Genomic DNA, 24,722 nt, shown 5'->3' with positions numbered 1-24,722 from the left:
GGCCCGACCGGTTCCGGCAAGTCAACCCTCACCCAGACCTTTGTCCGCCTGGTCGACCCGGACCCCCGTGGAAACGTCCACGGGGGCCCTTCGGCGTGCCGTCTCGATGATTATGAAAACGGAGATTTCCGCTCAGCTGAGCGGAGAGGATTCCGTTTCCCAGGGGTCTATGGTGGCGGGGTCCATTCGCCCGAGGTTACGCACCAGCGCGTCCAGTCCCGCCTTGACTCGTTCGACGTCCATGCCGAGTGTTCTGCGCTGACGCAGGTAGAGGGGTGCGGCCAGCGGGGCGAGCAGGGCGTCCGCCAGGTAGTGCGCGTCGGCGTCAGGGCGAAGGCGCAGGAGCAGTGTGACCAGGTGCAGGTGGTAGGCGGCGTAGGCGCCTCCGGCGTAGCGCGCCTCCGGTGAGCTGCTCTCCGCGAAGAACAGCAGGTCCGACTGCTCCTCGGTGCGGTCGACCAGTGCCGCAAGGAAGGCGGCGATGCGCTCGAGGGGGGCCGCTCCTGGCCCGAGTGGCGGTGGCCCGTGCAGGAATGCGGCCTGCAGGGCGCGCTCCCGCTCGTCGATCAGCGCGTACGCGAGCCCGGCCCGGTCTCCGAACCGCCGGTAGACGGTGCCGACCCCGACACCCGCCGCGCTCGCCACCTCGTCCATCGACATGCTCTCCACGCCACCGGCGGCCGCGATGCGCCAGGCGGCCGAGAGGATCTTTCGCCGGTTCTCCGCGGCGTCTGCCCTTTCCCGTGGCGGGCTTCCGACAAGTGGTAATTCCTTTCTCTCTCCTGAGTGTTTCTCTGTTGAAAGCTTCACTTTGTCCCCCGACAGCTCCATTCTAGATCTCTCGGTTTTCGGAGGCGGTTCCGGATACCGCCCCCGTTTCCATCTTCAGGTTCATGTCCATCTTCATATTCATGATCGTATACATGTCCGCTCCCGGGCGTGTGGTCACTTTCGGGATGATCTCCATTCCATCGCCCGTTGGCGGGCGCCGCCCACCCGTGGCGGATGCGCCGACGACGAGAACAGCAGCGAGAACAGGGGTGGAGTCGCGGGGGAAACGGGAGGATAGGCTGCTGTGTGCCGGTGAAGCCGAATATCGTTTCCGGTGTCTCCCGGAAACTCCGGTGTCTCCCGGCGAACGAGGTGAGGGCCGGAGGTCCTCTCGTCACGCGCGCGACGAGAGGTCGTGACCCGCCGCCGTCCCAGGGTGGTGGGCGGCGGCCGTACCCTCGGTGAGATTGGATCTTCGTCGGGACTCCGGGTAGCGTGCGCGAGGCCGCCGGACACGTCGGCACGGCCCAGGACACGGATGATCGCAACGCTGGAAGGACACGCACACATGAACGCCGGAAACCGTCGCCCCCTGCGGATGCTCGTCACCGGAGGCGGGACCGGCGGTCACACCTACCCCGCGTTGACCACCGTCGCGGCCGTTCGCGAGCAGGCCGCCGCTCACGGGCTCGACCTCGACGTGCTCTGGGTGGGTACGGCGAGCGGTCTCGAGGCCCGTATCGCGGCCGAGCACGACATTCCGTTCCGGGCGATCAAGGCGGGCAAGCTCCGGCGCTCACCCAACCCCCGCGAGCTGCTCACCAACCTCGCCGACATGTTCCGCATCCCCGTCGGCATCCTGCAGGCCTTCGGCATCGCTGCCCGTTACCGCCCCGACGTGGTGCTGTCGACCGGCGGATACGTGTGCGTGCCGCTGGGGCTCGCCTCCAGGCTGCTCGGCCGTCCGTTGGTGATGCACGAGCAGATCACCGCGCTCGGCCTCGCCAACCGCATCCTGGCGCGTTTCGCCACCCGGATCGCACTCACCCACCCGTCCTCCGTCGAGCACCTGCCCGCCTCGGCCCGGGAGCGGGCAGTGGTCACCGGGAACCCCGTCCGCCCCCATCTGCTGAACGGCAACGCCCCGTCGGGCCGCTGGCACTTCCGCCTCTCACCCGAGCTGCCCCTCGTCTACGTGACCGGTGGCGCCCAAGGAAGCCGTCAGATCAACACCATGGTCGAGGCGATCCTGCCGTCGCTGCTCACCCGGGCGCAGGTGCTCCACCAGTGTGGTCCCGGCTGGATCGACCAGCTCACCCAGACCGCCGCCGCTCTTCCCCCCGAGCTGGCCGGACGCTACCAGCCGGTTCCCTACGTCGGAGAGGAGCTGGCCCACGTGCTCGCCGCTGCCGACATCGTCGTCTCCCGCAGCGGCGCGGGCATCATCGCCGAGCTGACCGCCGTCGGCAAGCCGTCCGTCCTGATCCCCCTGATCCCGTCGGCGGGCGACGAGCAGCGCCAGAACGCCCGTTATCTCGTCGAGGCGGGAGCCGCCAGGGCACTCCTCGAGACCGGCCCGAGCCCGGAACAGCTCCTCGCCGAACTCGACGCGCTGCTCGCCGACCCGCAGGCCCGCGTCACCATGGCCAAGGCGGCCAGGTCCCTCGGGCGGCTCGACGCCGCGGACGCCCTCGCGCGCCTCGTTCTGCAGGAGGCGGACGTCGTCCCCGCCGGGTGACCGGCGGGCTACCTCACCGGCGGCACCTTGACGGGCGCGACGGCGGCCGGAGGAGACGGCGGCAGGGGGAGACGGCGCCGGACGGTCAGGGCAGCGGGTGGACCTCGGGATGCGTGTCCCACCAGCGACTGAAGGCCGGGTTGCCGTCCACGTGGTCGGAGAAGGCGGCCGCCAGGCCGCGGTAGAGGGACGTCGCGCCTTCGGCGCTCAGCCGGTCCCTGCGCCAGGCCATGACGAGCCGCGCGACCTGGGGCTCCCCGGCGAGGGGGCGCACGACGGTGCCCGGGGCGGGAGGCCAGGTCGGGTCGACCAGGCGTACCCCGTGCCCGTCCGCGACCAGTGGCCGGGCCGCTCCGCTCGGGGCGTCGTAGAGCACCCGTGGCTCGAAGCCCGCCGTACGGCACGAGGCCCGCAGCGCGGCGAGTGAGCCGTCGTCGGCGCCCGGCGGGCTGATCCAGGCCTCGTCCCTCAGGTCGGCCAGGTCGACCTCCTCGTGATCGGCCAGAGGATGGGACGCCGACAGCGCGATGAATATCGGGTACCGGGGGACCAGGGTACGGCTGACGACAGGCGCCGTCAGGGTGACGTCGAAGCCCTCGATGACGCCCAGCAGCGCCGCGTCCAGGTGGCCGTGTGTGAGCGCCTCGGCCAGCAGCACCGTCGAGGGCTCGATGCGCAGCGAGATCTCACGCCCGGGCAGCACCTCACCCACCCGGCTGACGATGCTCGCCACACAGGCCAGGTGCACACACCCCAGGCGCAGGACTCCGGTGGGATCGGAAGGACCGCGCATGTCGCCGAAGAGCGCGTCGATCTCGGACAGGACGATCCTGGCGCGGGCGATGACCTGACGGCCAAGCGGGGTCGGCTCGACTCCGGAACGGCTGCGGACGAACAGGGACCCGCCGACGAGGCTCTCGACCCGATGCAACTGGTTGGTGATGGCGGGCTGTGACAGCCCCATCCTGGCCGCGGCACGTGTGACGCTGCCCGTCTCGGCTATCGCGCAGATCATACGAAGATGCCTGGTGTCGAGGTCCATAGCCAAGGATTATGCGATAAGTAATGACCTTCGGCCGGGTCTTGTTGGCAAACTGCCAATACCTCTCCCTCTGAAAATTCTCTGAAATCCCCGTAAAGGAATGCCCGGGACTACACGGGCGTGATCCGGCCTGGCCGTCGACGAATTCGCGACACGTGCGTGAGGGACCGCGATGTGCTCCTGACCGCCGGGTGAGGCCGTCCGCCTCCGCTTCCGGCCCGTTCACCGGCGTCAGGCCGACGTCCTCCCGGGAGCCCGGCCGAAGGTGGCGACCATGCCTGAAGTGACTCCGACGATCGACGAACATCCCGTCTATCCCGTCCCCTTGGCCGTAGGCGGCTTTCCCGCCTGGCCGCTGCCACCGGACGGCAGGGGGGCGAAGGTCGCCCGGTCTGTCGTGCGAGCCGTGCTGGGCGAGTTCGGCATGCCCTGGGATCTGACCTACGACGCCGCGGTCGTCGCCTCGGAACTGGCCACGAACGCGCTTCTGCACGCCTGCCGGACGCCGTGGACACGGGCCGCGTCCGCATCGTCGGGCAGCTTGGAGATCTGGGCGTACCTGAGCCGCAGGACCCGCCCCGAGGTCGTGATCAAGGTGTTCGACCCCATCGTCGGGGGATTCCCCCGAGGGCCGCTGAGCCGCCCGCCGTGGGACGCCTCCGGCGGCCGGGGACTGGAGGTGGTGGACGCCCTGATCGGCGATTACGGCGGGCGCTGGGGAGTCCACGCGACGCGCTGCAGGCTCGGCGTCAGGCCCACGCCGGGCAAGACGGTGTTCTTCACCGTGCCGCTTCCCGATGACTGCGGCCATGCCGTCCCGGTACGGCAGGAGCCGGCCTCCCACCTGCGCTCGGCGGAGCGGATCAACGCGCTGCTGACCGTCCGCGGGCTACGGCCCCACGTGTCCGCGGGCCCGCGGACGGCCGTGGTTCGCGCGCGCACCGGAGTGCACATCTGGGTTAGAGAGGAGTCGCTCTCCTACCGCCTGCCGGGGCAGGGGATCACGCGTCATCCGCCGTTCGACGAGATCGAGGTCGTCGAGCAGATCGTCCGCCACTGCGAGGAGTCGCCGGGCACGCTGCCGTTCCCCGGCCTCCGTCACTGACCCGCACGCCCCGAGGCGACCGGTAGCGGTCGCCTCTTTTTTCATGGGTTCGTGGTGGTTCGGCAGGGCTGATCCATAGCCAAGAATTATGCACCGCCTTATGAGCGTGGGCCCGGTCACGCCCCCAGACTTCCGGCAGAAGGTCCCTCCGCTCCTTTCAGGTGAGACCCCCGAGGAGCACGGCCCCCGCCGTTCGGCGGGACAGGCCGCGGACCCCAGAGCCCGGACGGCCCCCGGCCGTTCCGGCATCCCAACCTCAGTCCGTCCCATGGATCCCCCCGGAGGTTGTACATGACGATCGAACCGTCCCGGCGCGAGCCGCGCGGGCGCCTGTCGGCGCTGCTCGCTCTCGCCCTCGGCCTGGGGCTCACCCTCCAGAGCCTGGTGGCCGCCACCCCGGCGCACGCCGCTCCGAAGCCCCCGCCGGTCAGCGCGTACTCAACCGCCGACGAGGCGGGGCACGTCCAGAAGGCCCCGCTGCCGACCAGGGACCGTCCCCCCGCCGCGGCGTCGAAGGACGCGCTGCGTCACGACTACGACGAGCCCGCGACCGCGGCCGAGCACCCGAAGCCCTCCATGCGGAACACCCCGGCGGCCAGGGCGGCAGCGGCGGCGTGCAGCGCGAGCGACTTCACCAGCCGCTCGGGAAGCGCCCTCGTCCAGCAGATCAAGGCCTCGACGACCGACTGCGTCAACACGCTGTTCAGCCTGAGCGGAGGCGACGCCTACTACGCCTTCCGCGAGTCCCAGATGGCCACCGTCGCCTACGCGCTGCGTGACAACGCCGCGTCCTATCCTGGCGACAACACCACGGGTACCGCCCAGCTGGTGCTGTACCTGCGCGCGGGCTACTACGTGCACTGGTACGACTCGGCAGGCGTCGGCACCTACGGCAGCGCGCTGAAGACCGCGATCCAGAGCGGTCTGGACGCCTTCTTCGGCGGCTCCCGCGCCTTCACGGTCAGCGACGCCAACGGCGAGGTCCTCGCCGAGGCGATCACCCTGATCGACAGCGCAGAGGAGAACGACCGCTACCTCGGCGTCGTCAAGCGGATGCTCACGAACTACAACAGCTCCTACGACGCCTCCTGGTGGATGCTCAACGCGGTCAACAACGTCTACACGGTGCTCTTCCGCGGACACCAGGTCCCGGCGTTCGTCAGCGCGGTCCAGACCGACCCGAGCGTGCTCGACACCCTCAACTCCTTCGCGGTGAACCACCTCGGCCTGCTCGGCACCGACCGTAGCTACCTGACCTCGAACGCGGGCCGGGAGCTCGCCCGCTTCCTCCAGCACTCCGCGCTGCTGACCCGGGTACGGCCGCTGGCCAGGAACCTGCTCACCCGCAGCGGCATGACCGGCACGACCGCCCCGCTGTGGGTCGGAGTGGCTGAGATGACCGATTCATACGACAAGGCCAACTGCTCCTACTACGACACCTGCGACCTCCAGCAGCGTCTCGCCGCCGGCGTCCTGACCGTCAACCACACCTGCAGCGCCGGCATCAGGATCCGCGCCCAGGAGATGACGGCGGCCCAGCTCGCCGACAGCTGCCGGAGCCTCCTCAACCAGGACGCCTACTTCCACAACCTCGTCAAGGACGGCAACCGGCCGGTCTCCGGCGACAACAACACCACCATCGAGGTCTGCGTCTTCGACTCCAGCACCGACTACCAGACCTACGCGGGTGCGATGTTCGGCATCGACACCAACAACGGCGGCATGTACCTGGAGGGCGACCCGGCCGCGGCAGGCAACCAGCCGAGGTTCATCGCCTACGAGGCCGAGTGGGTACGGCCCGCGTTCGAGATCTGGAACCTCAACCACGAGTACACCCACTACCTCGACGGCCGCTACGACATGTACGGCGACTTCGGAGCCGGGGTCACCACCCCGACCATCTGGTGGATCGAGGGCTTCGCCGAATACGTCTCCTACTCCTACCGCAAGGTCGTCTACGACGCCGCCGTCACCGAGGCGGCCAAGCGCACCTACGCGCTCAGCACGCTGTGGAACACCACCTACTCGCACGACACGATCCGCATCTACCGCTGGGGCTACCTGGCCGTCCGGTACATGTTCGAAAAGCACCCGGCCGACGTCACCACCGTCCTCGGCCACTACAGGACCGGTAACTGGAACGCCGCCCGCACCTTCCTGACCGGCACGGTCGGCAGTCGCTACGACGGTGACTGGCAGACCTGGCTCGCGGCCTGTGCCTCGGGGGCCTGCTCGGGCGGGGGCGGCGGCAACCAGGCGCCGAGCGCCGCCTTCACCTTCGCCGCCAACGGTCTCGCCGTGACCTTCACCGACACCTCGGCCGACCCCGACGGGACGATCGCGTCCCGCCAGTGGAACTTCGGTGACGGCACGTCCTCGACCTTGGCCAACCCCTCCCACACCTACGGCGCGGACGGCACCTACACGGTGAGGCTGACCGTCACGGACGACGCGGGCGCGACCGCGACGAGCACGCAACAGGTCGCGGTGTCGACCGGGGGCTCATCGACCCCCGAGTGCACGGGGGCCGACACCCGGCAGCTCGACAGGAACTGCCGGCGGAGCAACCTGTCGGCGACCTCGGGCAACTACGCCTACTTCTACCTCTACGTGCCCGCGGGCACCAGGACACTGACCATCACCTCGTCCGGCGGCACCGGGAACGCCGACCTCTACTACGGCACCACCACCTGGGCCACCACCTCGGCCTACACCCGGCGCTCGACGGGCTCGGGCAACGCCGAGACCCTGACCGTCGCCAACCCCCCGGCCGGATACGTCTACATCAGCCTCCACGCGAACCAGGCCTTCTCCGGGGCGTCGGTCACGGTCCAGTACTGATCCGCCGACGGGCCCGGCGCTGACCCGCGAGGGCCGGGCGCCGCCCACCCCGCCGATCCGGCACGGACCTGCCGCGCGCAGGTCACCGTCCGCCGGGGCCGGACCATCGTCCGGTCCCGGCGTTCCCGCGTTCCTCGCGGTCGCCGGTCACCAGTTCGCGACCTCGAACATCTTTCCCGGCCGGATGTCCTGGGGTCTGGTGTGCCGGGCGCCCGCGGGACGTCCGCAGGCCTCCGTGGCCGTCGGGCCGACGGCCTGGGCACACTTCTCGGCCCCGTCGTGGCCCGCCAGCAGCGCCTCAAGGATCGTCTCCCAGGTGCCGTCCGTCGACCAGCGCCGATGGCGGTTGTAGACGGTCTTCCACCTGCCGTAGACCTCCGGCACGGCACGCCACGAGCAGTCGGCCCTGGTCCGGAAGAACACCCCGTTGATGGTCGCCCGGTGATCGGCCCACCGATGCCCCCGCCGGGGATCGGCGGGTAACAACGGCGCCAGCCGTACCCACTCGTCCTCGGTCAGATCGTGACGCTTCAACCGGTTGTCCACGTCCACATGATGTACACCATCCACGCCCGGAGATCCACTCATCACAGCCCTGGCCTGGCGGGACGGCGTGTCGTCACCTCACCGGCTCGCCCGGGCCCGGGCGCCGAGTTCAGGACGGAGTCCCGAGTGGTCTCGCGGTCTCACGACTCCAGCAGGAGGTGAACCGAGTGGCGGCCGGGGTTGAGCGGGGGCGGGCAGGTCAGGCGGGAGACCGAACCGGGCCGCAGGAGCCTGACCAGCATGTGGACGTCGTCCCGCGCCTTCCCCGGGACGCCTGTCCTGTGGGCGGAGCCGTCCAGGCGCTCCGCGTGGACGCCGAACGGGTTCGCGGGGCCACGAGGGGATGGCTGCATGTGCTCACTCCATCGCTGTCGGTGATTGTGGTCGACAGAAGACGCGATCGGGCGAGTGGCGGCGAGGTCCGGAGAGGGGCGTAGCCGTTCGCCGAGAGGGGCGCCGGGGGAGAGCGACCCGCGTCGGCCGTCGTGTGGGGCGTCGTGCCCGGTGGTCGTTTCCCGGTCGTTTCCCCTGGTGGGTGGAGTCGTGAGACATGTCCGGTGACAATCGGTTGTCGTCAGGAAACGACGTGTGACGGAGGTGATCATGGATGGCACGGTGCGTGGCGAGGGACGGCCTGAGCTGGTGCGCGCCCGCAAGCGGATGGGGTTGAGCCAGAACGCCATGGCGGAGGCGCTGTGGGTGTCGCCGACGACGTGGAGCCGGTGGGAGCGGGGACGGCAGGAGATCCGCCCGGTCTACCGGGCGCGGATGGCCGAGGTGTTCGGGGTCGACCCGGCCGAGGTCGAGCGGTGGGTAGAGGGGAGAGCCCCCGTCGACACCCAAGCCTGGCTGCTTCCGGACTTCAGCGACCTCTCGCTCGCGGTTACGGTCAAGACGGCCGAGCGACTGTGGAGGTGTGACGTGGATCCGGACCGGCGCCACCTGCTGGCCGCGCTGCCGTTCGTGCCGGGGGCCTTCGGGAGCTGGCTGTCGGCGTGGAGCTACGGCGCTTCGGAGACATCGGCGGCCTACCACGGGTCGGGTGCGGCCGTCGGGCTCACCGACGTCCGGCGGATCGTCGAGGCCCGGCAGGCGTTCGGGCAGATGGACCGCCAGTTCGGGGCGGGGCTGGTGCGCCCGGCCGTGGTCGACTACCTCAACACCGCCGTCGCCCCGCTGCTGCGCGGACGCTATGACGACAAGGTCGGGGCCGAGCTGATGACGGCTGCGGCGGGGATGGCCCAGTTGGCGGGCTGGACCGCCTTCGATCTGGAGCGTCACGGTCAGGCACAGCACTACTTCGGACAGGCGCTCACCTTGGCGAAGACCGGGAACGACCCGCTGACGGGTGCCTGGGTGATGACAAGCCTGACGGATCAGGCGATTCATCTGGAGCAGCCCGCCCAGGCGGTGTGGCTCGCCCGCGCTGCCGTGGAAACCGCCCGTCAGGTGCAGGCGCCACCCCGCGCCATGTCCCTGTTGCTGGTTATGGAGGCGTGGGCGACGGCTTTGCAGGCGAAACCGGCGGAGACCGGTGACGCGCACAGCTCCAAGCGGGTCGAACGGCTGCTCGTCGAAGCCGAGCGGACATATGCCCAGGGCGCCACTGATCGCGATCCGGCCTGGATCGCCTGGTACGACGCTCCAGAGCTGACCGCAGAGATGGGCATGTGCTGGAAGCTGCTAGGCGATCACCGGAGAGCGGCCGACTGCGCGGAGTTGGCGGTGCGTGAGTTCACGACGAAGCGGCCTCGATCGGCCCAGCTCAATCGAGTGAACGCCGCCGAGGCCTACCTTGGCATGGGGGAGATGGAACAGGCCGTCGACGCGGCGCGGGCCGCGATCCCGATGGCCAGGTCGCTCACCTCAGCCCGCTCGGTCGACCGCCTCAGGACGTTCTCCGCCAAGCTGGAGCCGTACGGAACCAGCATCCAGGTCAGGGAGTTTCGCGCCTACTTGGACGGAGAGCTCGCCTCCTGATCCTGTGGGCAGGGAGCACGTCCAGAAGTTCGAGGGCGCTCCGCTGGAGCGGGAGCGCCCTGCCGAACCTGCACTGTCAGGATGACGAACTCGGAACGGGTTTCATCCGGGCGACATCACGGCGGTAGGAGCTGACCTCATTGTCATACTTCATGCCACGCTTGACGAACGCCTTGACGCCGCCTTCCATGACGTCCTGAATGTCCATCCGTACTTCCGGTACGTCGATCGGGCCCACGTGGAGCCTTTCGCTGCTCTTGATCCTGATGCTGTCGTCGACGCTTTCCAGGACGATGACCCGGTCCGCGTCGCCGAGCACAGGAATGTTCGCATTGTGGGTGACCACGATGAGTTGCCGCTCCCACCTGCTTCTGCGAAGCTCGGTGACGATCAGCTCGGAGATCAGCGTCGTGTCCAGATCGTCTTCCGGCTGATCGAGTACCAATGGCTCGGTTCCCTGGTGGAGGACGAAGCTCAGCATGGCCGCGGTGCGCTGGCCGGGCGAGCCGTGCCGGACGTTCTGCAGTCCTCGTCTCGCTTCGGGTTGCCACCGTTCTTCAGGAACCGCATGTCGACGGTGTCGTCGGCCATCAGTGTGGCGAGCCGGAGGCGGACGGCCTGATCGATACCGGTCAGCTTCTTCCACCAGGCAGGTCGTCCCCGGTCCTCGCCGCTCTGGCCGATCCTGGCACTCAGCTCGACATAGGAGTTGGTGATGAGAGCAACTCTCCAGCACTCCAGGCGATCCTCCAGGGTGTCGGTGGTGCCGCTCCACAGCCAGCGGGCCAGCGTGCGGACCTCTTCGGGGTAACCGTCGCTGCGTAGGTTCAGGACCCGTCGTACGGCACGTGCCCATCCGGTCCAGTCGGAGTGAGACCTCACCTCGAAACGCAGAGTCTGGCTTCGCTTTTTGACCTCCTCGACCAAATGCCGCCGCCGCTGAGCACGGAGGGTGTGGACGAGGGCCAACGCCTGCCATGATTCACGCTCGTTTTCCTGAAGCTCGATCAGCTCTCTCGCCCGGTCTACCAGGTCACTCAAACGGGTACGTGTCATGGCGAGCTCTTCCCGCAGCGCAAGATATTGCTCGGGATCTACACCGAGGCTGACGAGTTCTGCCTGGTAAGCCTCGTTGTCCGCGCGGGCCTGCTGCACCTGATCGGCCCAATCTCCGCTCCGCCGCGCAGCCTGGGCGTCCTGTACCTGGGCTTCGGCGTGTGACAGCGACGAGAGGATGTTCCGGCGAAGGATTGTCTCGATGCTCGCCAGCGCCTGGTGGTGCGCTGCGGGGCCGACGTTTTCCACCTCGGTGACCGGCGGCAAACGATCGACGGCACGTCGCAGTTCGGCGATGGACCGGGTGACCTGGGTGGCGTAACCCTCAAGTTTCTTGTGCTCGCTCAGGACGGCTTCGTTTTTCCGCTGCCGGTCCCTCGTGGCCGGATTCTCAAGGCGGGCGATCTGGCGGCCGAGTTCCGCCTCACGGGCCTGAAGCTCGTCTCGCTGTCCGAGCTTTGCCTCGATCAGGAGCCGGTGGGCGACGAGGGCCTGGCAGGTGTTCTCGATCTTGGACCGTTCGGTTGGGAAATCGGCCCGCTGAGCCTCGTCCGAGGCGTCGAGTGCCTCGTCGATGAGGCTGAGCAGGTGTCGTGAGGCCGTGAAGGGGTCGTTGGAGTCTGGCGCGACGCGCTCATACAGCTCCTTCTGGCTGAACACACGCAGCGGGAAGCTCGTACGGATCGTGCCTGTGCTCCGGGTGGTGTGCCTGCCTCCCCCCGCCGCCCAGGTCGCGACCTGACGCTCTCCGGAGACCGGGAGATGATGCTCAGCGGAGAGCAGTGCCTCGCCCAGGACCCGCTCGTTGAAGTCGTCCAGATCTGCCTTGATCTTCTCGGGCAGTCCTTCGGTGTCGCCGTAGACGCGACGAAGCGCGGACACCACGGTCGACTTGCCCGAGCCGCGGCCACCGATGATCACATTGAGCCCCGGTGCGAACTTTAAGGCTAGCGGGATGGCGGAGTTGCCGAGCTTCCCGTTGAGCAGAATTGACTCGACCCAGGCGTGGGTCACCTGGTTCGGATCGCGCTCGGGATACTTGCCGAGGCGTTCGTCCCAGTCGCAGATGATGCGGGCGTCAAAGTCCAGGAACGCCTGACGCAGGCCTTCGAGAGTCGGCTCGGCCATCCGGATCCAGGTGAATCGGCTGCCAAGCCCCTCCAGACTGTAGGCGTCCGAGGTGCTGACGAAGGCGAGCCGCTCCAGGCACGGGAAGTCGTCCAGTTGCCGGGCGCGGAAGCGTTGATTCCAGGACTTGGATTCCTTGGACGCCTTGGAGTTCTCACAATCGGCGGGGGTGCCGATGTCGATTGCGGAGAGCCTGTCATCATGAAGGGCTTGCCAGCGCGGGGTGCCCTTGATCGTTTTCATGGAGGCGATGCCGTTGTCGCCGAGGGCGTGCGGTGCGATCGCGATCCACCCTGGCGGCAGCCGCCGGAGGATGTCCTGGATGCTTCGAGGGGCAGGCGCGGGGATGGGCGGGTTATCGGTGTTCGGAACGAATCTCGGGTAGTCGTCGTCGAAACCGCAGACGCTCGCCAGCAGGACGTCGATGTCGCGTTCGGTCTTGTCGAGGTCGCCGATGAGCAGGAGATGCACACCGTCGGAGCCGCTACCCGTCGTGACCTCCACGCCGGGGAAGACGGTGACCCCCGCTCGCGCGCCCGCGGTCCTCATCTCCTCCAGCCATTCGGCGGTGTGGTGGTCGGCGAGCGCGATTACGTCGATTCCGTGTTTTCGGAGGGCAGTCATGTACGTGTCGGCGAAGTGCCTGCGGTGCTCGGCCCGTTTGCCCGGGTCGGGATGGTTTAGGTCACCTTTCCAGCCAGCGGGCAGCTTGAAGTTCCACGCGGGGGTGGCCACCTGAAGATCACATTTGAACCATCGGGACATGTTGGCCTCCCGGGGGAAGGGCCCACGGGCTGAAGCCGTGGTGCGGAATCGGCTGAACCACCCTGAAGACGGGTAAGTGGCGGCCGGGGTGGCCGTGGCGCGAGTACCGTGTGCGAGGGGAAATCAACAGTGAGGTGGCAGTTCCCTCTGTGACTGTGGCACCACAATAATGAAGCATAGTGAGCGCCGCTAACAACATGATTTCGTTGGATCGACGTCAACACCCCTGGTCAGCTATGTTTTAGTCAATGGCTGGGGGGAGGTCGGACATGGCGGGCGTGGCCACGGTCACCGCCGCTGAGATCGCTCGACTGGCCGATGTGGAGCGCGCGGCGGTCAGCAACTGGCGTCGCAGACATTCCGACTTCCCGGCTCCGGTAGGAGGCAGCGAAGCCAAGCCCCTGTTCGCCCTCGCCGAGGTCGAGAGGTGGCTGACGGCCAACGGCAAGCTCCAGTCCGTCCCCGTTGAGGACCGGGTCTGGCAGGAGCTTCGCCTTCAGGCGGAGGAACGGCGCGTGGTGGACGTCCTCGCCGACGTGGCGGCCTTCCTCTGCTTCGCAGAAAGTGACGGCATGTGGCGTTCGATGGCTTCGCTGTCCGATGTCTCGCTCGCCGACCGGCTGCCCGGGGCACTGGCCGAATTCGTCACCACGAAGCGGATCCCCGGCGGCGTGCCGTTCCCGGACGGGCTCGCGCCCGAGCAGCTCACCCCGTGGCGACTCATGGCGGACGAGCCCTCAAGGAGGCTCTTCGAGGAGCTGCACAGCCGTTACGTCGACTCGACCGCTCGCACCGTCGCGGTGACCTCGCTGGAGCTCGCGGCGTTGATCGCCTCTCTGGCGCCGCCCGTGGTCGACGGAGCCGTTCTCGATCCGGCCTGCGGCTCCGGGACACTGCTGCGCGCCCTCGGCAAGAAACAGGGCACGGGGGGCACCGGATACGGTCAGGAACGCGATCCCGCCCTGGCCAGGATCGCCTGGTACCGGCTCCAGTGGTGCGGAGCCGGTGAAGAGATCGTCAAGCAGGGGGACTCGCTGCGTGACGACGGGTTTCCCTGCTCTCCCGGGAGCGAGCGCGGCGCCAAGCTGATCGTCTGCGACCCGCCCACCGGAGACAGGAACTGGGGACACGAGGACCTTGGTCACGACCCCCGCTGGGAGTTCGGGTTGCCGCCCCGCGCGGAGTCCGAGCTCGCGTGGGTGGAGCACTGCTACGCTCACCTGCGGCCCGGCGGGACCGCCATCGTGGTGATGCCGATCGCCGCCGCCTCCCGTCGCTCGGGCCGAAGGATCCGCGGTGAGATGCTCAGGCGGGGTGCTCTGCGCCAGGTGGTGGCGCTGCCACCGGGGCTGGCCGCCGTCCACTCCCTCGGCTTGCACCTGTGGATCCTCGCACGGCCCAGCGTGGGCCGGATCGACGAAGAGGGGGAGATCGCCGGCGCGCTGGCACCGGCGAGAAGCGTCCACATGGTCGACGGGTCCCGGTTCAGCCGGGAACGCCTGCGGACGATCGAGGGCGAGTTCTGGCACCACTTCGCCGACGAGCCAGGGGTGACGGCAGACGTTCCCGTCGTGGAACTGCTGGACGACGACGTCGACCTCACCCCCTCCCGCTACGTACGGCGCCCCGAGGACGACCTGGCGGAGGCCTACGCGACGTCCGCCACGGAGCTGCCCTCGATGCTCTCGGTCCTCTTTCGCGCCATCCCGGAACGGCTGCCGAGGACGTTCCCCACCGCGAACTGGCCAACGGTGACCGTGGCCGAGCTGGCCCGGAGCGGGGCTTTGCACGTCGTCCTCAACCGGGAGATTCCTCGGACCCAGGTGGATCTGCGACGCGGGGACATCCTCGTCTCCGTGCTGGATCCCACCGAACCTCCGCTGGTCCTCCGGGATGCGCACGACCATGGGTTGGACGGGCCGACCCCCGACCGGCACCTGATCCGCTGTGACCCGGAGATGCTCGACCCCTACTTCGTGGCCGGATTCCTGCGCGGCCCGGGGAACCTGCGCCAGGCCGTCACCGCGACCGGAGGCTTCCGGTACGACGTGCGTCGCGCGCGGATCCCACGGCTGTCTCTCGACGAACAGCGCAGGTACGGCGCCACGTTCCGAAGGCTGGCCGAGTTCGCCGAGCTGCTTCGGCAGGTGGCGGTTGTCGGCGATGATGTCGTACGGCTCGCGCACGACGGTTTGACGACCGGACTGTTCGACCCTGTTGATTCACATCCGGAAGGCGAGTGACGTGGCGGAGGGGCACAGCAGACCGGTGGTCGGGATCTGGGGAGCGTTCGTCATGGCTGCTGTCATCGGACAGGTCCATGTAACGATGGAGAGTGAGGTGTGATGGATCGAACTCTGCCGTTTCTGCGGCGAATGCGATTGAAGAACTATAAAAGTATTGAGTCGTGTGATGTCACCTTCACGCCGCTCCTGGTCCTGCTGGGGCCGAACGCTGCGGGCAAGAGTAACTTTCTCGACGCGCTACGTTTCGTGAAAGAGGCTCTGGATACGACGCCTGCCCGTGCCCTGGAGACGCGTGGAGGACTGAACGAGGTGCTTCGGCGCGTGCCGGAAGGCGCCGATGAGTTCAGTGTCCACCTGGATCTCACCGTGGAGTCGGACGGTGATCCGATATTCGCTGAGTACGGCTTCACCATCGCTCGCGACGCTTCCGGGCGTCGTGCTTTCGTGGTGCGGAGAGAGTGGTGTGTTTTCCGTGACGCGGAGGACGAATCGGGATTTTCGAAAATCCGGCGGCAATCCAGGCCGCTGACATCCGGGTTCGAAGTGGTGGCCGGTCTTATCGTCGGCGCCCCCGATGGTCGGGGCGGCATCGAACGAGATCGGCTTTTCCTGCCGCTGGCTGCCATCCGTGATGAATTCGCGGAACTGTACGCAGGCCTCAGTGACATGCTCTTCTATCATGTGGACGTCGAGCGGATGAGACAGATCGAGCCTCGGACACAGCAAGCAGATTTGGGCCCTTCCGGGCAGAATCTAGGATCGCTTCTCGGAATTCTCGCCCGTGATCATCCGGTTTTCAAAGCGCGTGTCGACGACTACATACGGGCGATCGTCCCAGGGGCGGCGGGGGTGGAAGAACGCGTTCTGGACAACTACTCGACCATTGAGCTTCGTGCGCGGAACGGAGACCAGGAGTTGGCTTTCGGCCCTGACTCCATGTCCGAGGGGACACTGCGCGCGGCCGGGCTGCTGGCCGCCCTGTTCCAGCCCGCCGTACTCGAAGGTGAGACGACTCTCCTGGGCATCGAGGAACCCGAGACGTCCCTGCACCCCGCCGCCGCGGGAGCGCTGTTCGACGCGCTGAGTGAGGCGAGTGAGCGTGTCCAGACAGTGGTAACCACCCAGAGCGCCGACCTGCTCGACCGCGACGATTTCGACCCGGCGTTCGTCCGCGTCGTGACCATGACGGACGGGCTCACGACGATCGGGGAGATCGACGACGTGAGCCGCCGCATCGTCGAGGACCGGCGGGCCACCGTCGGCGAGCTGATGCGGGGCGGCCAACTGCTGCCCAAGGCCCAGCCCGATGTGAAACTACCCCCCGAAGGGATGAAATGACCGGAGCGGTCACTATCGCCGCGATCGTCGAGGGAGAGGGTGAGGTCGCCGCACTCCCGGTGCTTCTGCGCAGGATCGCGAATGAGTTGTCGGTCTGGGACGTACGGATCCCGACGCCGCGCCGTGTCCCCCGGTCCAAACTGGTCAGCCCTGGCGGCGTCGAGAACGCTGTGCTCCAGGCCTCCTACCACGTCGATGGCCAAGGTGGAATCCTGCTGCTGATCGACGCCGACGATGACTGCCCCGCGGCGATGGGGCCCGAGCTCTTGCGGCGCGCCCGGCGGGAACGCGGTGACAAGGAGATCTCGACGGTTCTGGCCAACCGGGAGTTCGAGGCGTGGTTCCTTGCCGCGGCCCCGTCGCTCGCGGGTCGCAGGGGACTGGCGGATCCACTGGAGCCGCCCGCCGACCCGGAAGGGCCGCGTGACGCCAAAGGGTGGCTCTCTGCGCGGAAGGCCGACGGTACCTCCTATCGGCCCACGGCCGACCAGGCGGCCTTGGCCGGCGCCTTCGATATGGTGCAGGCACGCAAGAATGCGCCCTCCTTCGACAAGTTCTGGCGTGACGTGGAACGCCTGATGCGAGGTGGCTCATGAGCAGGACCCACGCCGAGCCAACCGGCTCACCCTGACCCGCCGTACGCATTTGGAGAAGTCCGCCGGACGCGCCGTCATTCTCGGAGAGAAATCAGCGCCAGGGGCCAAAGTCAGCAAATATCTCGCCCGGCTCGATGAGTACGAGGAACAGCCGCCCCCTGACGTGCGGGCACATCAGGGGGCGGCTGTCCGGGAGATCAGCGGTGGTAGACCTCCTCACCGCCGGCGAAGGTCGTCGCCACCTTGGTCCGCCAGATGTCGGCGGTGGGTTCGGTGAACGGGTCGCGGTCGAGGACGACCAGGTCGGCGCGGTTGCCGGGGGCGATGGTCCCGGCCTCCGCGTCGTGGTTGATCCAGGCCGAGCCCGCCGTGTAGGCGGTCAGGACGGTCGCCAGGTCCAGGCGCTGGCCCGGCAGGAACGGGGTCTGGGCGGTGGGATAGTCCGCGTGGGCCGAGCCGCCCGGCTCCGTGCGGTTGACGGCCACGTGCATGCCCTGGAAGGGGTCGGCGGTCGAGACCGGCCAGTCGCTGCCCGCGCAGAAGCGGGTGCCCGCCCGCAGCAGGTCGGCGAAGGGGTACTGCCAGGCGGCGCGCTCCTCGCCCAGGAACGGGATCGTCAGCTCGTCCATCTGGGGCTGGTGGGTCGCCCACAGCGGCTGCAGGTTGGCGCTCACCCCGAGGGCGGCGAAGCGCGGCACGTCGGACGGCTCGATGATCTGCAGATGCGCGATGTGGTGCCGGTTGGCCGGGTCGGTCCCCTCGAAGCTGTCGAGCGCCTCCCGCACCGCGCGCTCCCCGATCGCGTGGAAGTGCACCTGGAAGCCATGCCGGTCCAGCTCGGTGACGTACCCCTTCAGCAGCGCCGGGTCGACGTACGACAGGCCGGTGCCGCCGCAGCGGCAGTAGGGCTCGATCACCGCGGCGGTGAAGTTCTCGGCGATGCCGTCCTGCATGATCTTCACCGAGGTGGCGTGGAACCGCTCCAGGCCCTCGGCCGACTTACGGCGCTCGACCAGCTCGGGGATCTGTTCGGCGCCGCGTGTGCGGTCCCACCACAGCGCGCCGACGACCCTGGCCTTCAGCCTTCCCGAGGCCGCCGCCGAGACGTAGGTGGGAAGCTGGTCGTCGGAGCCCGCGTAGGAACCGACGATGGCGTCCTGCCAGCCGGTGACGCCCAGGGAGAACAGATGGTTCTGAGCGTCGAGCAGGGCGTCGGTCAGGTCCCGCTCGGTGGGGCGCGGGGTGAGCAGGCCGACCAGGTCCATCGCGCCCTCGTGCAGCACGCCGCTCGGTGTGCCGTCCGGGTCGCGTTCGATGCGGCCGTCCGCGGGGTCGGGGGTGTCGCGGGTGATGCCCGCGCGCCTCAGGGCGGCGCTGTTGACCCAGGCCGCGTGGTGGTCACGCTGGATGAGATAGGCGGGCCGGTCGAGGAAGTCGAGCTGTGAGCGGTGCGGCAGGCCGCCGGGGAAGGCCGCCATGTCCCAGCCGCCGCCGTCGATCCACTCGTGGGCCGGGTGGGACTCTGCGTAGGCGATGATCCGTTCCAGATACTCCGGCAGGCCGAAGATCTGGGACAGGTCGCACTTCGCGCGTTCGAGACCGGCCTGCACCGGATGCATGTGGGAGTCGGTGATGCCGGGGATCAGCAGGCCGCCGCCGAGGTCCACGGTCTCGTGACCGGGGGCGGCCTGCCGTGCGACCTCGGTTTCCTGGCCGACGGCGGCGATCCGGCCTTCGCGGACCAGCACCGCCTCGGCGAAGGCGCCCGCGGCCAGGAACGCCCGGCCGCCGCGGAACAGGATGTCGCTCACCCGACCTCCACCGATGCGCGGGTGGAGGGGTAGGACAGGTGGATCATGGCTCTCCTCGGAATGGGGTGAAGGGTACGGTTCGGCAGTCCGGTGATAGGCATGGTTCAGCGTCCGGTGATGGAGTCGGCGACCCGGGCCAGAACCGAGGTACGGCCCAGGCCCGCCCTCTCCCTGGCGTCCGCGCGGCGGTACAGGTCGTACATGGCGTGCACCCCGACCCACCTCAGCGGCTCCACCTCCCAGCCTCGCACCCTGCGGCCGACCCAGGGCAGCGAGGCCAGCTCCGTGTCCCGGCGCAGGATCAGGTCGCGCAGCGTACGGCCCGCCAGGTTCGCGCTCGTCACCCCGTGCCCGGTGTAGCCGCCCGCCCAGCCGACGCCGGTCGCGTGGTCGACGTGCACGCTCGCGCACCAGTCGCGGGGCACGCCGAGCACGCCGGACCAGGCGTGCGCGACCCTGGAGGCCCTGACCGCGGGGAACATGCCGGTCAGCAGTTCCCACAGCGCCTCGATCGTCCACTTGTGGGTGCGGCCCCTGTCGTCGACGCGCGAGCCGTACAGGTAGGGCCTGCCGCGCCCGCCGAACGCGATCCGGCCGTCCGCGGTGCGCTGGGCGTACATGTAGTAGTGCGCCATGTCGCCGAGCAGCTCGCAGCCCTCCCAGCCGATCTCGTCCCACAGGCCGCCCAGTGGCTCGGTGACGATCATCGAGCTGTTCATCGGCAGCCACGCCCGGTGGTACTGCCGCAGCTCGGCGGTGAATCCCTCGGTCGCCCTGATGACGTGTTCGGCGCGGACGGTGCCGTACGGCGTGCGGGCCTCGCGCGGGGCGATCTCGGTGACCGGAGTTCGCTCGAAGATCTCGACTCCGAGGTCCCGTACGGCCCGCGCCAGGCCACGGGCCAGCTTGGCCGGCTGGATCCGGGCGCAGTGCGGGCTCCAGATCGCGCTGACCGCTCCGTCGACCCGCAGACGGCTCTCCCGCTCGGCCGGGTCGAGCAGCCTGACGTCCTGCTCCGTCCAGCCCCAGTGCCGTTCGTGCGCGAGCAGCTCGCGTAGCCGCCGGTCCTGGGCGGCGTTGGTCGCGACCGTGGTGACACCGCCCTTGACGATGTCGGCGTCGATCCCCTCGTCCCCGGCGACCGTCACGACCTCGTCGATCGCCTCGAACATCACCCGTTGCAGCCGCTTGGCCGCGTCCACGCCGTGCGTCCTGGCGTAGCGCTCCGGGGTGCCCGCCAGCTCGCCGACCAGCCAGCCGCCGTTGCGTCCCGACGCGCCGTAACCGGCGAACTCCTTCTCCAGCACGACCACCCGCAGCCCCGGGTCCGCCTTCTTCAGGTAGTAGGCGGTCCACAGGCCGGTGTAGCCCGCGCCGACGATCGCCACGTCGGCGTCGCGGTCGCCGCCTAGAGGGTCGCCGACGGCGGGGAGGCCGAGGGAGCGGTACCAGAAGGAGACGTCTCCGTTGACGAAGGTCTCGGAGAGGGGAACACGCGTGCTCATGGCCACACATACTGCTATATCCGTCAATTATTGCGAACCTTCCGACGGAAACCGTTGTACAAAAGCGTCATGGGCGATATTTCATGATGTAACGGTGGTCTCACTCTCGTGTAGCAGTCCCGTAACAGGGGTGCGCCAGGCTGTGCCTGACAGAGGGAGTGGTCTGATGGGGTTTCTGAGGATTCGCACTACGGTCGACGAGCGTCCAGGACGGCTGGCCTCGCTGGCCACCGCACTCGCGGAAAAGGGCGGCAACATCCTGGGCCTGAGCGTCCAGTCGAACACCGACGGCACCGTGGACGAGTTCGTCGCGGACATCCCCGCGGGGCCCGAGACGGTGCGCGAGGCGCTGGAGGCCGCGGGCGGCCGTCAGGTCCAGGTCGTCGCCGCCACCGCCCACGAGCTGACCGACGAGCCGACCCGTGCGCTTCTGCTCGCCTCCAGGCTGCGCGCGATGCCCTGGCGGCTCCCCGAGCTGCTGGGAGAGTTGCTGCGCGCCGAGGACGCCCGCTGGGTCTACGGTTCTGACATGAGTGATCTTCCGGATCCGACGCTGCTGACCGTTCCGGTCGCACCGCGCCGCTCCATCCGGCTGCGCAGGGCCGATCTGCCCTTCACGCTGACCGAGGCCGCCAGGGCCGCCTCCTTCGTACGGCTGGCCCAGCCCACTCCCCAGCCGACCGGCGGCGACCGGCTCGTCAAGCTGTCCGACGGCACCGAGACGCAGATCCGCCCGCTCACCCGGCTCTACCGCGAGGCGGTCCGCGACCTGCACGACCGCTGCTCGCCGGAGGCCCGCCGCTTCCGCTACTTCACCGCGATGCCCGCCCTGCCGCCCCGCGCCTTCGAGCGGCTCTGCGACCGGACCCGCGGCCACTCGCTGGTCGCCGGGCACGACGGGCAGGTCATCGCCATGGCCAACCTGATGTTCACCCCGGACCCCGGCATCGCCGAGATGGCCTTCCTGGTCGAGGATCGCTGGCAGGGTATGGGGCTGGGCGCCGCGCTGGCCAGATTGATCGTCACCGCGGCCCGTGACCTGGGGTTCGCCGAGGTCAGGGCCAGCCTGCTGTCCGACAACCTGCGCATGCGCAGGCTGCTGGTCTCGCTGGGGGCGACCCTGAGCCACACCGAGGACCCCGGGATGGTCGAGGCCAGGCTGGCCGTCGGCATGCTGGCGACGGCGTCCCCCGGATCCTAGGTGCCCGGGGGCGACGGCGGGCCCGGATCGGGCGGCGCGCCCAGGGCGTCCAGCCTGCGCTCGATCCGGTCCAGGCTCTCCTGGACGCGCTCTATCTTCGAGAAGAACGACAGAGCGATGGAGAGCCTCTCCTCGGCCCCCGTCGGGGAGGTCTCGAAGCCGGGCGGTCCGAGCAGCCCGATCACCTGAGTCCGTACGGCCTCCAGGCGCACGCCCTTGCTGACGAGCACCTGGGCCGCGACCCCCTCGCCCTCCCGGATCAGGCCGAGCAGTACGTGCTCGGTGCCGATGTAGCTGTGGTGCAGGTTGAGCGCCTCCCGCAGGGACAGCTCCAGCACCTTCTTGGCGCGCGGGGTGAACGGGATGTGACCGATCGGCGCCTCGCCGCCCCGGCCGATGATCTCCTCGACCTCGGCGCGTATCTGCTCACCGTAGATGCCGAAGCTTCGCAGGGCGCGACTCGCGACGCCGTCCTCCTCGCCGACCAGTCCGAGGAGGAGGTGCTCGGTGCCGATGGAGCTGTGGCTGAGCCGCCGTGCCTCTTCCTGGGCCAGGACCACGACACGGCGGGCGCGGTCGGTGAAGCGCTCGAACAAGGAAGCCTCCGCAAGAGGGTGTCGAGGTGCTTGAACCCACTATGCGCTTGATTGCCGGGTAAAGGGGAGGTTATGCCGTCGAGGAATCCCGTCGGCGCGCGAGGGCCGGTGTGGTCAATCTGACAGGCCTGACGCCCTCTGTCTCCTCGCCTTCCAGAAAAGCTTACATTTATCTGTTAGATTGAGGCTTTTTGTCTACCGTCCGCCGGTACGGCGTGCGTAGGGTCGCCGCATGACGATCGACGCCTTCACCGACGCCTTCATCGACGCGCTGCCCAAGGTCGAGCTCCACGTCCACCTGATCGGCTCGGCCTCCGTCCCCACGGTCCTCGAACTCGCCCGCCGCCACCCCGGCGGCCCCGTGCCAGCCACGGAGGAGGAACTGCGAGACTTCTACCGATTCCGTGACTTTCCGCACTTCGCCGAGGTCTACCTGGCGGTCAACAACCTGGTCCGCGACCCCGAGGACGTGGCGACCCTGGTGACGGGACTGGCACGGGACCTCGCCGCGCAGAACGCGCGCTACGTCGAGCTGACGGTCACGCCGTACGGCCACCACCTCGCGGGCATGCCCATGCGGGCGGTCACCGAGGCGCTCGACCTGGCCGCGGGACGGTCTCTCGACGAGCACGGGGTCCAGATCGGCTACATCTTCGACATCGCGGGTGAGTACGGCGAGGAGGCGGCCCGGGTGACCCTGGACCACGCGCTCGAGGAACCTCCCAAGGCTTTGGTAGGTTTTGGTATCGGCGGGATCGAGCAGGAGCGCCTGAAGTATCGCGACGCCTACCGGGACGCCTTCAGGGCCGCGACCGCCGCCGGGCTGCGCAGCGTCCCGCACGCCGGGGAGATGACCGGGCCCGAGACCATCTGGGAGGCCCTTGAGGGCTACGGCGCGGAGCGGATCGGCCACGGCATCGCCTGCCTGGACGATCCCCGCCTGGTCGCCCACCTCCGCGAGACCCGGATCCCCCTCGAGGTCTGCCCCACCTCCAATGTGTGCACCGGACAGGTCGCCGCGATCGAGGACCACCCCCTGCCGCGCCTGCTGAAGGAGGGCCTGTTCGTCACCCTCAACAGCGACGACCCACCCATGTTCGCCACCAGCCTGAGCCAGGAGTACCGCGTCGCGGCCGGGGTTCTCGGTCTCGATCGGGAGGGACTGGCGTCGCTGGCCCGCAACGCCGTCAACGCCTCCTGCCTGGACCTGCCGGGCAAGCAGCGCATCCTCGCCGAGATCGACGCGCTCACCTGACCCGGCCGTACGGTGACCGTCGTCCCCGTGGCCGTCAGGGAGCGGCCCTTCGCGGGCGGACGGCTCGCCCAGGGGGTACCCGGGCTCGGCTTCGGTTCACTTCGGTCCTGAAGGCAGGCTGAACTGGCTCAGCCCCTCCTTGAACTCGGTCGCCCATTCGGTGGTCTCGTTGTTCACGATCTCCGACAGGTCGACGATGAACGCGCGGACCAGCTCGAGATACTCCTGGACCGGTGTCTCCTGCCCGGCCAGCGCGTCACGGGCGCCGAGCCCGGCCCAGTCGAGCTGGAACTCGTGCAGCCGCTGCCGGATCGTGTGCGCCGACACCATGTCCCGCATCCAGCCGGACGAGAGCCCGAGGAAGTGGTCGAAGGCCACGCACACCCCGGCCGAGGCCAGCAGCACGTATCCCCATCCCATGCCGCCCCACGAACCGGCCGCGCTCGCCAGCGGTTGCAACCCCCCGGCCGCCGCCAGCACGATCGCCGCGCCCCGCAGCCTCCGGGAGACGGTCTTCTTGCGGATCCTGTCGCGCATGTACCAGCCGTAGGCCTCGATCGCCCGCTCCTCGACGTCGAGGTACATCCGCCGCAGCACCTCCTCGGGCGCCCGCCACTCCTCCGCCGAGACCAGCGGGAACGTCCGCACCCCCAGATCGGTCTCCTTGGCCCGGTGCACCCGCACCGGCGGCTCTCCCTCGGGTCCCGCGGACCGGGGGTGGGAAGGGGCGGGTGCGGGGGAGGCGGGGGAACCGGCCACGCCCTGGGCCTGGTGCGAGTCGGGAGTGGTCATGTCTCTACCTGCCCTGTGAGGGATGGGGCCAGCGCGCTCAGGGGGGAATCGTAGGGGATGCGGCGGATCTCCGGGATGTACGGATCGAGCTCACCGGGGGCGAAGGTGCACAGCCCGATCGTCCACCAGAACCGCCCGGCGGGGGAGCCCTCGAACTTGTAGGTCAGGCCGTCGGGGCCGAAGGCGGCCGATCCGCCGGGCAGGGGGAGGAGAGTGCAGACGAACGAGCCGGCGGACGGGGCCCATATCCGCACGGTGCCGTCGTTCCCGCCGGTGGCCAGGTGGGTGCCGTCGGGGCTCCAGGCCACCGAGTACACCCAGTCGATGCGGTCTTCGAGGGTGTGGGTGAGGGTGCCGGTGGCGGTGTTCCAGACGCGGATGACGCTGTCGTCTCCGCCGGTGGCCAGGTG

General features: G+C 68.9%; 18 protein-coding genes and 2 pseudogenes. 9 read left to right on the top strand and 11 right to left on the bottom strand.

All coding sequences use genetic code 11. The features are described 5' to 3' along the window. Window positions 1-132 precede the first annotated feature (132 nt). Window positions 133-810, bottom strand: a complete 678-nt coding sequence (locus tag AB0395_RS05510; protein ID WP_366277330.1) for a helix-turn-helix domain-containing protein — start codon at window positions 808-810, stop codon at window positions 133-135. Window positions 811-1,339: 529 nt separating this feature from the next. On the opposite strand from AB0395_RS05510, the gene AB0395_RS05505 reads away from it, so the two are divergent. Continuing rightward, window positions 1,340-2,509: a UDP-N-acetylglucosamine--N-acetylmuramyl-(pentapeptide) pyrophosphoryl-undecaprenol N-acetylglucosamine transferase gene (locus AB0395_RS05505; protein ID WP_366277328.1), complete on the top strand. Its 1,170-nt coding sequence runs from the start codon at window positions 1,340-1,342 to the stop codon at window positions 2,507-2,509. A gap of 85 nt (window positions 2,510-2,594) precedes the next feature. Here AB0395_RS05505 and AB0395_RS05500 read toward each other — a convergent pair whose 3' ends face one another. Then, entirely contained in the window at window positions 2,595-3,551 is a 957-nt protein-coding gene (locus AB0395_RS05500) for a LysR family transcriptional regulator (protein ID WP_366277326.1), read from the bottom strand. Window positions 3,552-3,825: 274 nt separating this feature from the next. Between AB0395_RS05500 and AB0395_RS05495 the strand changes: the two genes are divergently transcribed. Further along, the gene (locus tag AB0395_RS05495; RefSeq protein ID WP_366277324.1) at window positions 3,826-4,656 is read left to right on the top strand and encodes a hypothetical protein; all 831 of its coding nucleotides are present in this window, start codon (window positions 3,826-3,828) and stop codon (window positions 4,654-4,656) included. A 291-nt stretch (window positions 4,657-4,947) separates the two neighbouring features. Then, the gene (locus tag AB0395_RS05490; protein ID WP_366277322.1) at window positions 4,948-7,497 is read left to right on the top strand and encodes a collagenase; all 2,550 of its coding nucleotides are present in this window, start codon (window positions 4,948-4,950) and stop codon (window positions 7,495-7,497) included. Between the two features lie 147 nt (window positions 7,498-7,644). Here AB0395_RS05490 and AB0395_RS05485 read toward each other — a convergent pair whose 3' ends face one another. Continuing rightward, complete coding sequence (locus tag AB0395_RS05485) at window positions 7,645-8,043, bottom strand: transposase (protein WP_366277320.1); 399 nt, start codon at window positions 8,041-8,043, stop codon at window positions 7,645-7,647. A 140-nt stretch (window positions 8,044-8,183) separates the two neighbouring features. After that, window positions 8,184-8,396 carry a hypothetical protein gene (locus AB0395_RS05480; RefSeq protein ID WP_366277319.1) on the bottom strand — a complete coding sequence of 71 codons (213 nt, stop codon included), beginning with the start codon at window positions 8,394-8,396 and terminating at the stop codon, window positions 8,184-8,186. Window positions 8,397-8,646: 250 nt separating this feature from the next. Between AB0395_RS05480 and AB0395_RS05475 the strand changes: the two genes are divergently transcribed. Further along, window positions 8,647-10,023, top strand: coding sequence for a helix-turn-helix transcriptional regulator (locus tag AB0395_RS05475; protein ID WP_366277317.1), 1,377 nt, complete (start codon window positions 8,647-8,649; stop codon window positions 10,021-10,023). 76 nt (window positions 10,024-10,099) lie between these two features. Here the strand turns inward: AB0395_RS05475 and AB0395_RS05470 are convergent, their stop codons facing one another. Both AB0395_RS05470 and AB0395_RS05465 read right to left on the bottom strand, forming a co-directional pair. Beyond that, on the bottom strand, window positions 10,100-10,504 hold the full coding sequence (locus AB0395_RS05470; protein ID WP_366277316.1) for a hypothetical protein: 405 nt from the start codon (window positions 10,502-10,504) through the stop codon (window positions 10,100-10,102). Continuing rightward, window positions 10,498-12,972 (bottom strand): hypothetical protein, encoded by a 2,475-nt coding sequence (locus tag AB0395_RS05465; protein WP_366277314.1) that lies wholly within the window; start codon window positions 12,970-12,972, stop codon window positions 10,498-10,500. Before AB0395_RS05465 ends, AB0395_RS05470 begins: the two co-directional genes overlap by 7 nt. Window positions 12,973-13,220: 248 nt before the next feature. On the opposite strand from AB0395_RS05465, the gene AB0395_RS05460 reads away from it, so the two are divergent. The 3 genes from AB0395_RS05460 (at window position 13,221) to AB0395_RS05450 (ending at window position 17,152) form a co-directional block, all read left to right on the top strand. Beyond that, a complete protein-coding gene (locus AB0395_RS05460) occupies window positions 13,221-15,215 on the top strand; it encodes an N-6 DNA methylase (RefSeq protein WP_366277312.1) in 1,995 nt (664 codons plus the stop codon). A gap of 102 nt (window positions 15,216-15,317) precedes the next feature. Then, window positions 15,318-16,556, top strand: a complete 1,239-nt coding sequence (locus tag AB0395_RS05455) for an AAA family ATPase (RefSeq protein ID WP_366277310.1) — start codon at window positions 15,318-15,320, stop codon at window positions 16,554-16,556. After that, window positions 16,553-17,152, top strand: coding sequence for a DUF4276 family protein (locus AB0395_RS05450; RefSeq protein ID WP_366277309.1), 600 nt, complete (start codon window positions 16,553-16,555; stop codon window positions 17,150-17,152). The genes AB0395_RS05455 and AB0395_RS05450 overlap by 4 nt, the downstream gene beginning before the upstream one ends. Window positions 17,153-17,349: 197 nt before the next feature. On the opposite strand, the gene AB0395_RS05445 is transcribed toward AB0395_RS05450, so the two are convergent. Together AB0395_RS05445 and AB0395_RS05440 are read right to left on the bottom strand one after the other, a co-directional pair. Further along, window positions 17,350-18,963: an amidohydrolase gene (locus AB0395_RS05445; RefSeq protein ID WP_366277308.1), complete on the bottom strand. Its 1,614-nt coding sequence runs from the start codon at window positions 18,961-18,963 to the stop codon at window positions 17,350-17,352. A gap of 104 nt (window positions 18,964-19,067) precedes the next feature. Continuing rightward, window positions 19,068-20,468, bottom strand: a complete 1,401-nt coding sequence (locus AB0395_RS05440) for an FAD-binding oxidoreductase (RefSeq protein WP_366277307.1) — start codon at window positions 20,466-20,468, stop codon at window positions 19,068-19,070. Between the two features lie 166 nt (window positions 20,469-20,634). On the opposite strand from AB0395_RS05440, the gene AB0395_RS05435 reads away from it, so the two are divergent. Continuing rightward, the gene (locus AB0395_RS05435) at window positions 20,635-21,669 is read left to right on the top strand and encodes a GNAT family N-acetyltransferase (RefSeq protein WP_366277305.1); all 1,035 of its coding nucleotides are present in this window, start codon (window positions 20,635-20,637) and stop codon (window positions 21,667-21,669) included. Window positions 21,670-21,839: 170 nt separating this feature from the next. On the opposite strand, the pseudogene AB0395_RS05430 reads toward AB0395_RS05435, so the two are convergent. Then, a pseudogene (locus AB0395_RS05430) lies at window positions 21,840-22,265 on the bottom strand (Clp protease N-terminal domain-containing protein); the annotation flags it as partial. A gap of 232 nt (window positions 22,266-22,497) precedes the next feature. Here AB0395_RS05430 and add point away from each other — a divergent pair. After that, complete coding sequence (gene add, locus AB0395_RS05425) at window positions 22,498-23,520, top strand: adenosine deaminase (RefSeq protein ID WP_366277303.1); 1,023 nt, start codon at window positions 22,498-22,500, stop codon at window positions 23,518-23,520. A gap of 96 nt (window positions 23,521-23,616) precedes the next feature. Here add and AB0395_RS05420 read toward each other — a convergent pair whose 3' ends face one another. Both AB0395_RS05420 and AB0395_RS05415 read right to left on the bottom strand, forming a co-directional pair. Continuing rightward, complete coding sequence (locus AB0395_RS05420; protein WP_366277301.1) at window positions 23,617-24,312, bottom strand: SLATT domain-containing protein; 696 nt, start codon at window positions 24,310-24,312, stop codon at window positions 23,617-23,619. Further along, a pseudogene (locus AB0395_RS05415) lies at window positions 24,309-24,722 on the bottom strand (hypothetical protein); the annotation flags it as partial. The gene AB0395_RS05420 and the pseudogene AB0395_RS05415, both read right to left, overlap by 4 nt.

The sequence above is a fragment of the Streptosporangium sp. NPDC051023 genome (assembly GCF_040689595.1).
Lineage (GTDB): Bacteria > Actinomycetota > Actinomycetes > Streptosporangiales > Streptosporangiaceae > Streptosporangium.
This window is presented reverse-complemented; position numbering and strand designations above follow the sequence as displayed.

Coding starts and splice junctions, on each gene's coding strand:
- AB0395_RS05505 (WP_366277328.1), top strand. CDS start 1,340: ATGAACGCCGGAAACCGTCGCCCCCTGCGGATGCTCGTCACCGGAGGC.
- AB0395_RS05500 (WP_366277326.1), bottom strand. CDS start 3,551: ATGGACCTCGACACCAGGCATCTTCGTATGATCTGCGCGATAGCCGAG.
- AB0395_RS05495 (WP_366277324.1), top strand. CDS start 3,826: ATGCCTGAAGTGACTCCGACGATCGACGAACATCCCGTCTATCCCGTC.
- AB0395_RS05490 (WP_366277322.1), top strand. CDS start 4,948: ATGACGATCGAACCGTCCCGGCGCGAGCCGCGCGGGCGCCTGTCGGCG.
- AB0395_RS05480 (WP_366277319.1), bottom strand. CDS start 8,396: ATGCAGCCATCCCCTCGTGGCCCCGCGAACCCGTTCGGCGTCCACGCG.
- AB0395_RS05475 (WP_366277317.1), top strand. CDS start 8,647: ATGGATGGCACGGTGCGTGGCGAGGGACGGCCTGAGCTGGTGCGCGCC.
- AB0395_RS05470 (WP_366277316.1), bottom strand. CDS start 10,504: ATGCTGAGCTTCGTCCTCCACCAGGGAACCGAGCCATTGGTACTCGAT.
- AB0395_RS05465 (WP_366277314.1), bottom strand. CDS start 12,972: ATGTCCCGATGGTTCAAATGTGATCTTCAGGTGGCCACCCCCGCGTGG.
- AB0395_RS05460 (WP_366277312.1), top strand. CDS start 13,221: ATGGCTGGGGGGAGGTCGGACATGGCGGGCGTGGCCACGGTCACCGCC.
- AB0395_RS05455 (WP_366277310.1), top strand. CDS start 15,318: ATGGATCGAACTCTGCCGTTTCTGCGGCGAATGCGATTGAAGAACTAT.
- AB0395_RS05450 (WP_366277309.1), top strand. CDS start 16,553: ATGACCGGAGCGGTCACTATCGCCGCGATCGTCGAGGGAGAGGGTGAG.
- AB0395_RS05440 (WP_366277307.1), bottom strand. CDS start 20,468: ATGAGCACGCGTGTTCCCCTCTCCGAGACCTTCGTCAACGGAGACGTC.
- AB0395_RS05435 (WP_366277305.1), top strand. CDS start 20,635: ATGGGGTTTCTGAGGATTCGCACTACGGTCGACGAGCGTCCAGGACGG.
- add (WP_366277303.1), top strand. CDS start 22,498: ATGACGATCGACGCCTTCACCGACGCCTTCATCGACGCGCTGCCCAAG.
- AB0395_RS05420 (WP_366277301.1), bottom strand. CDS start 24,312: ATGACCACTCCCGACTCGCACCAGGCCCAGGGCGTGGCCGGTTCCCCC.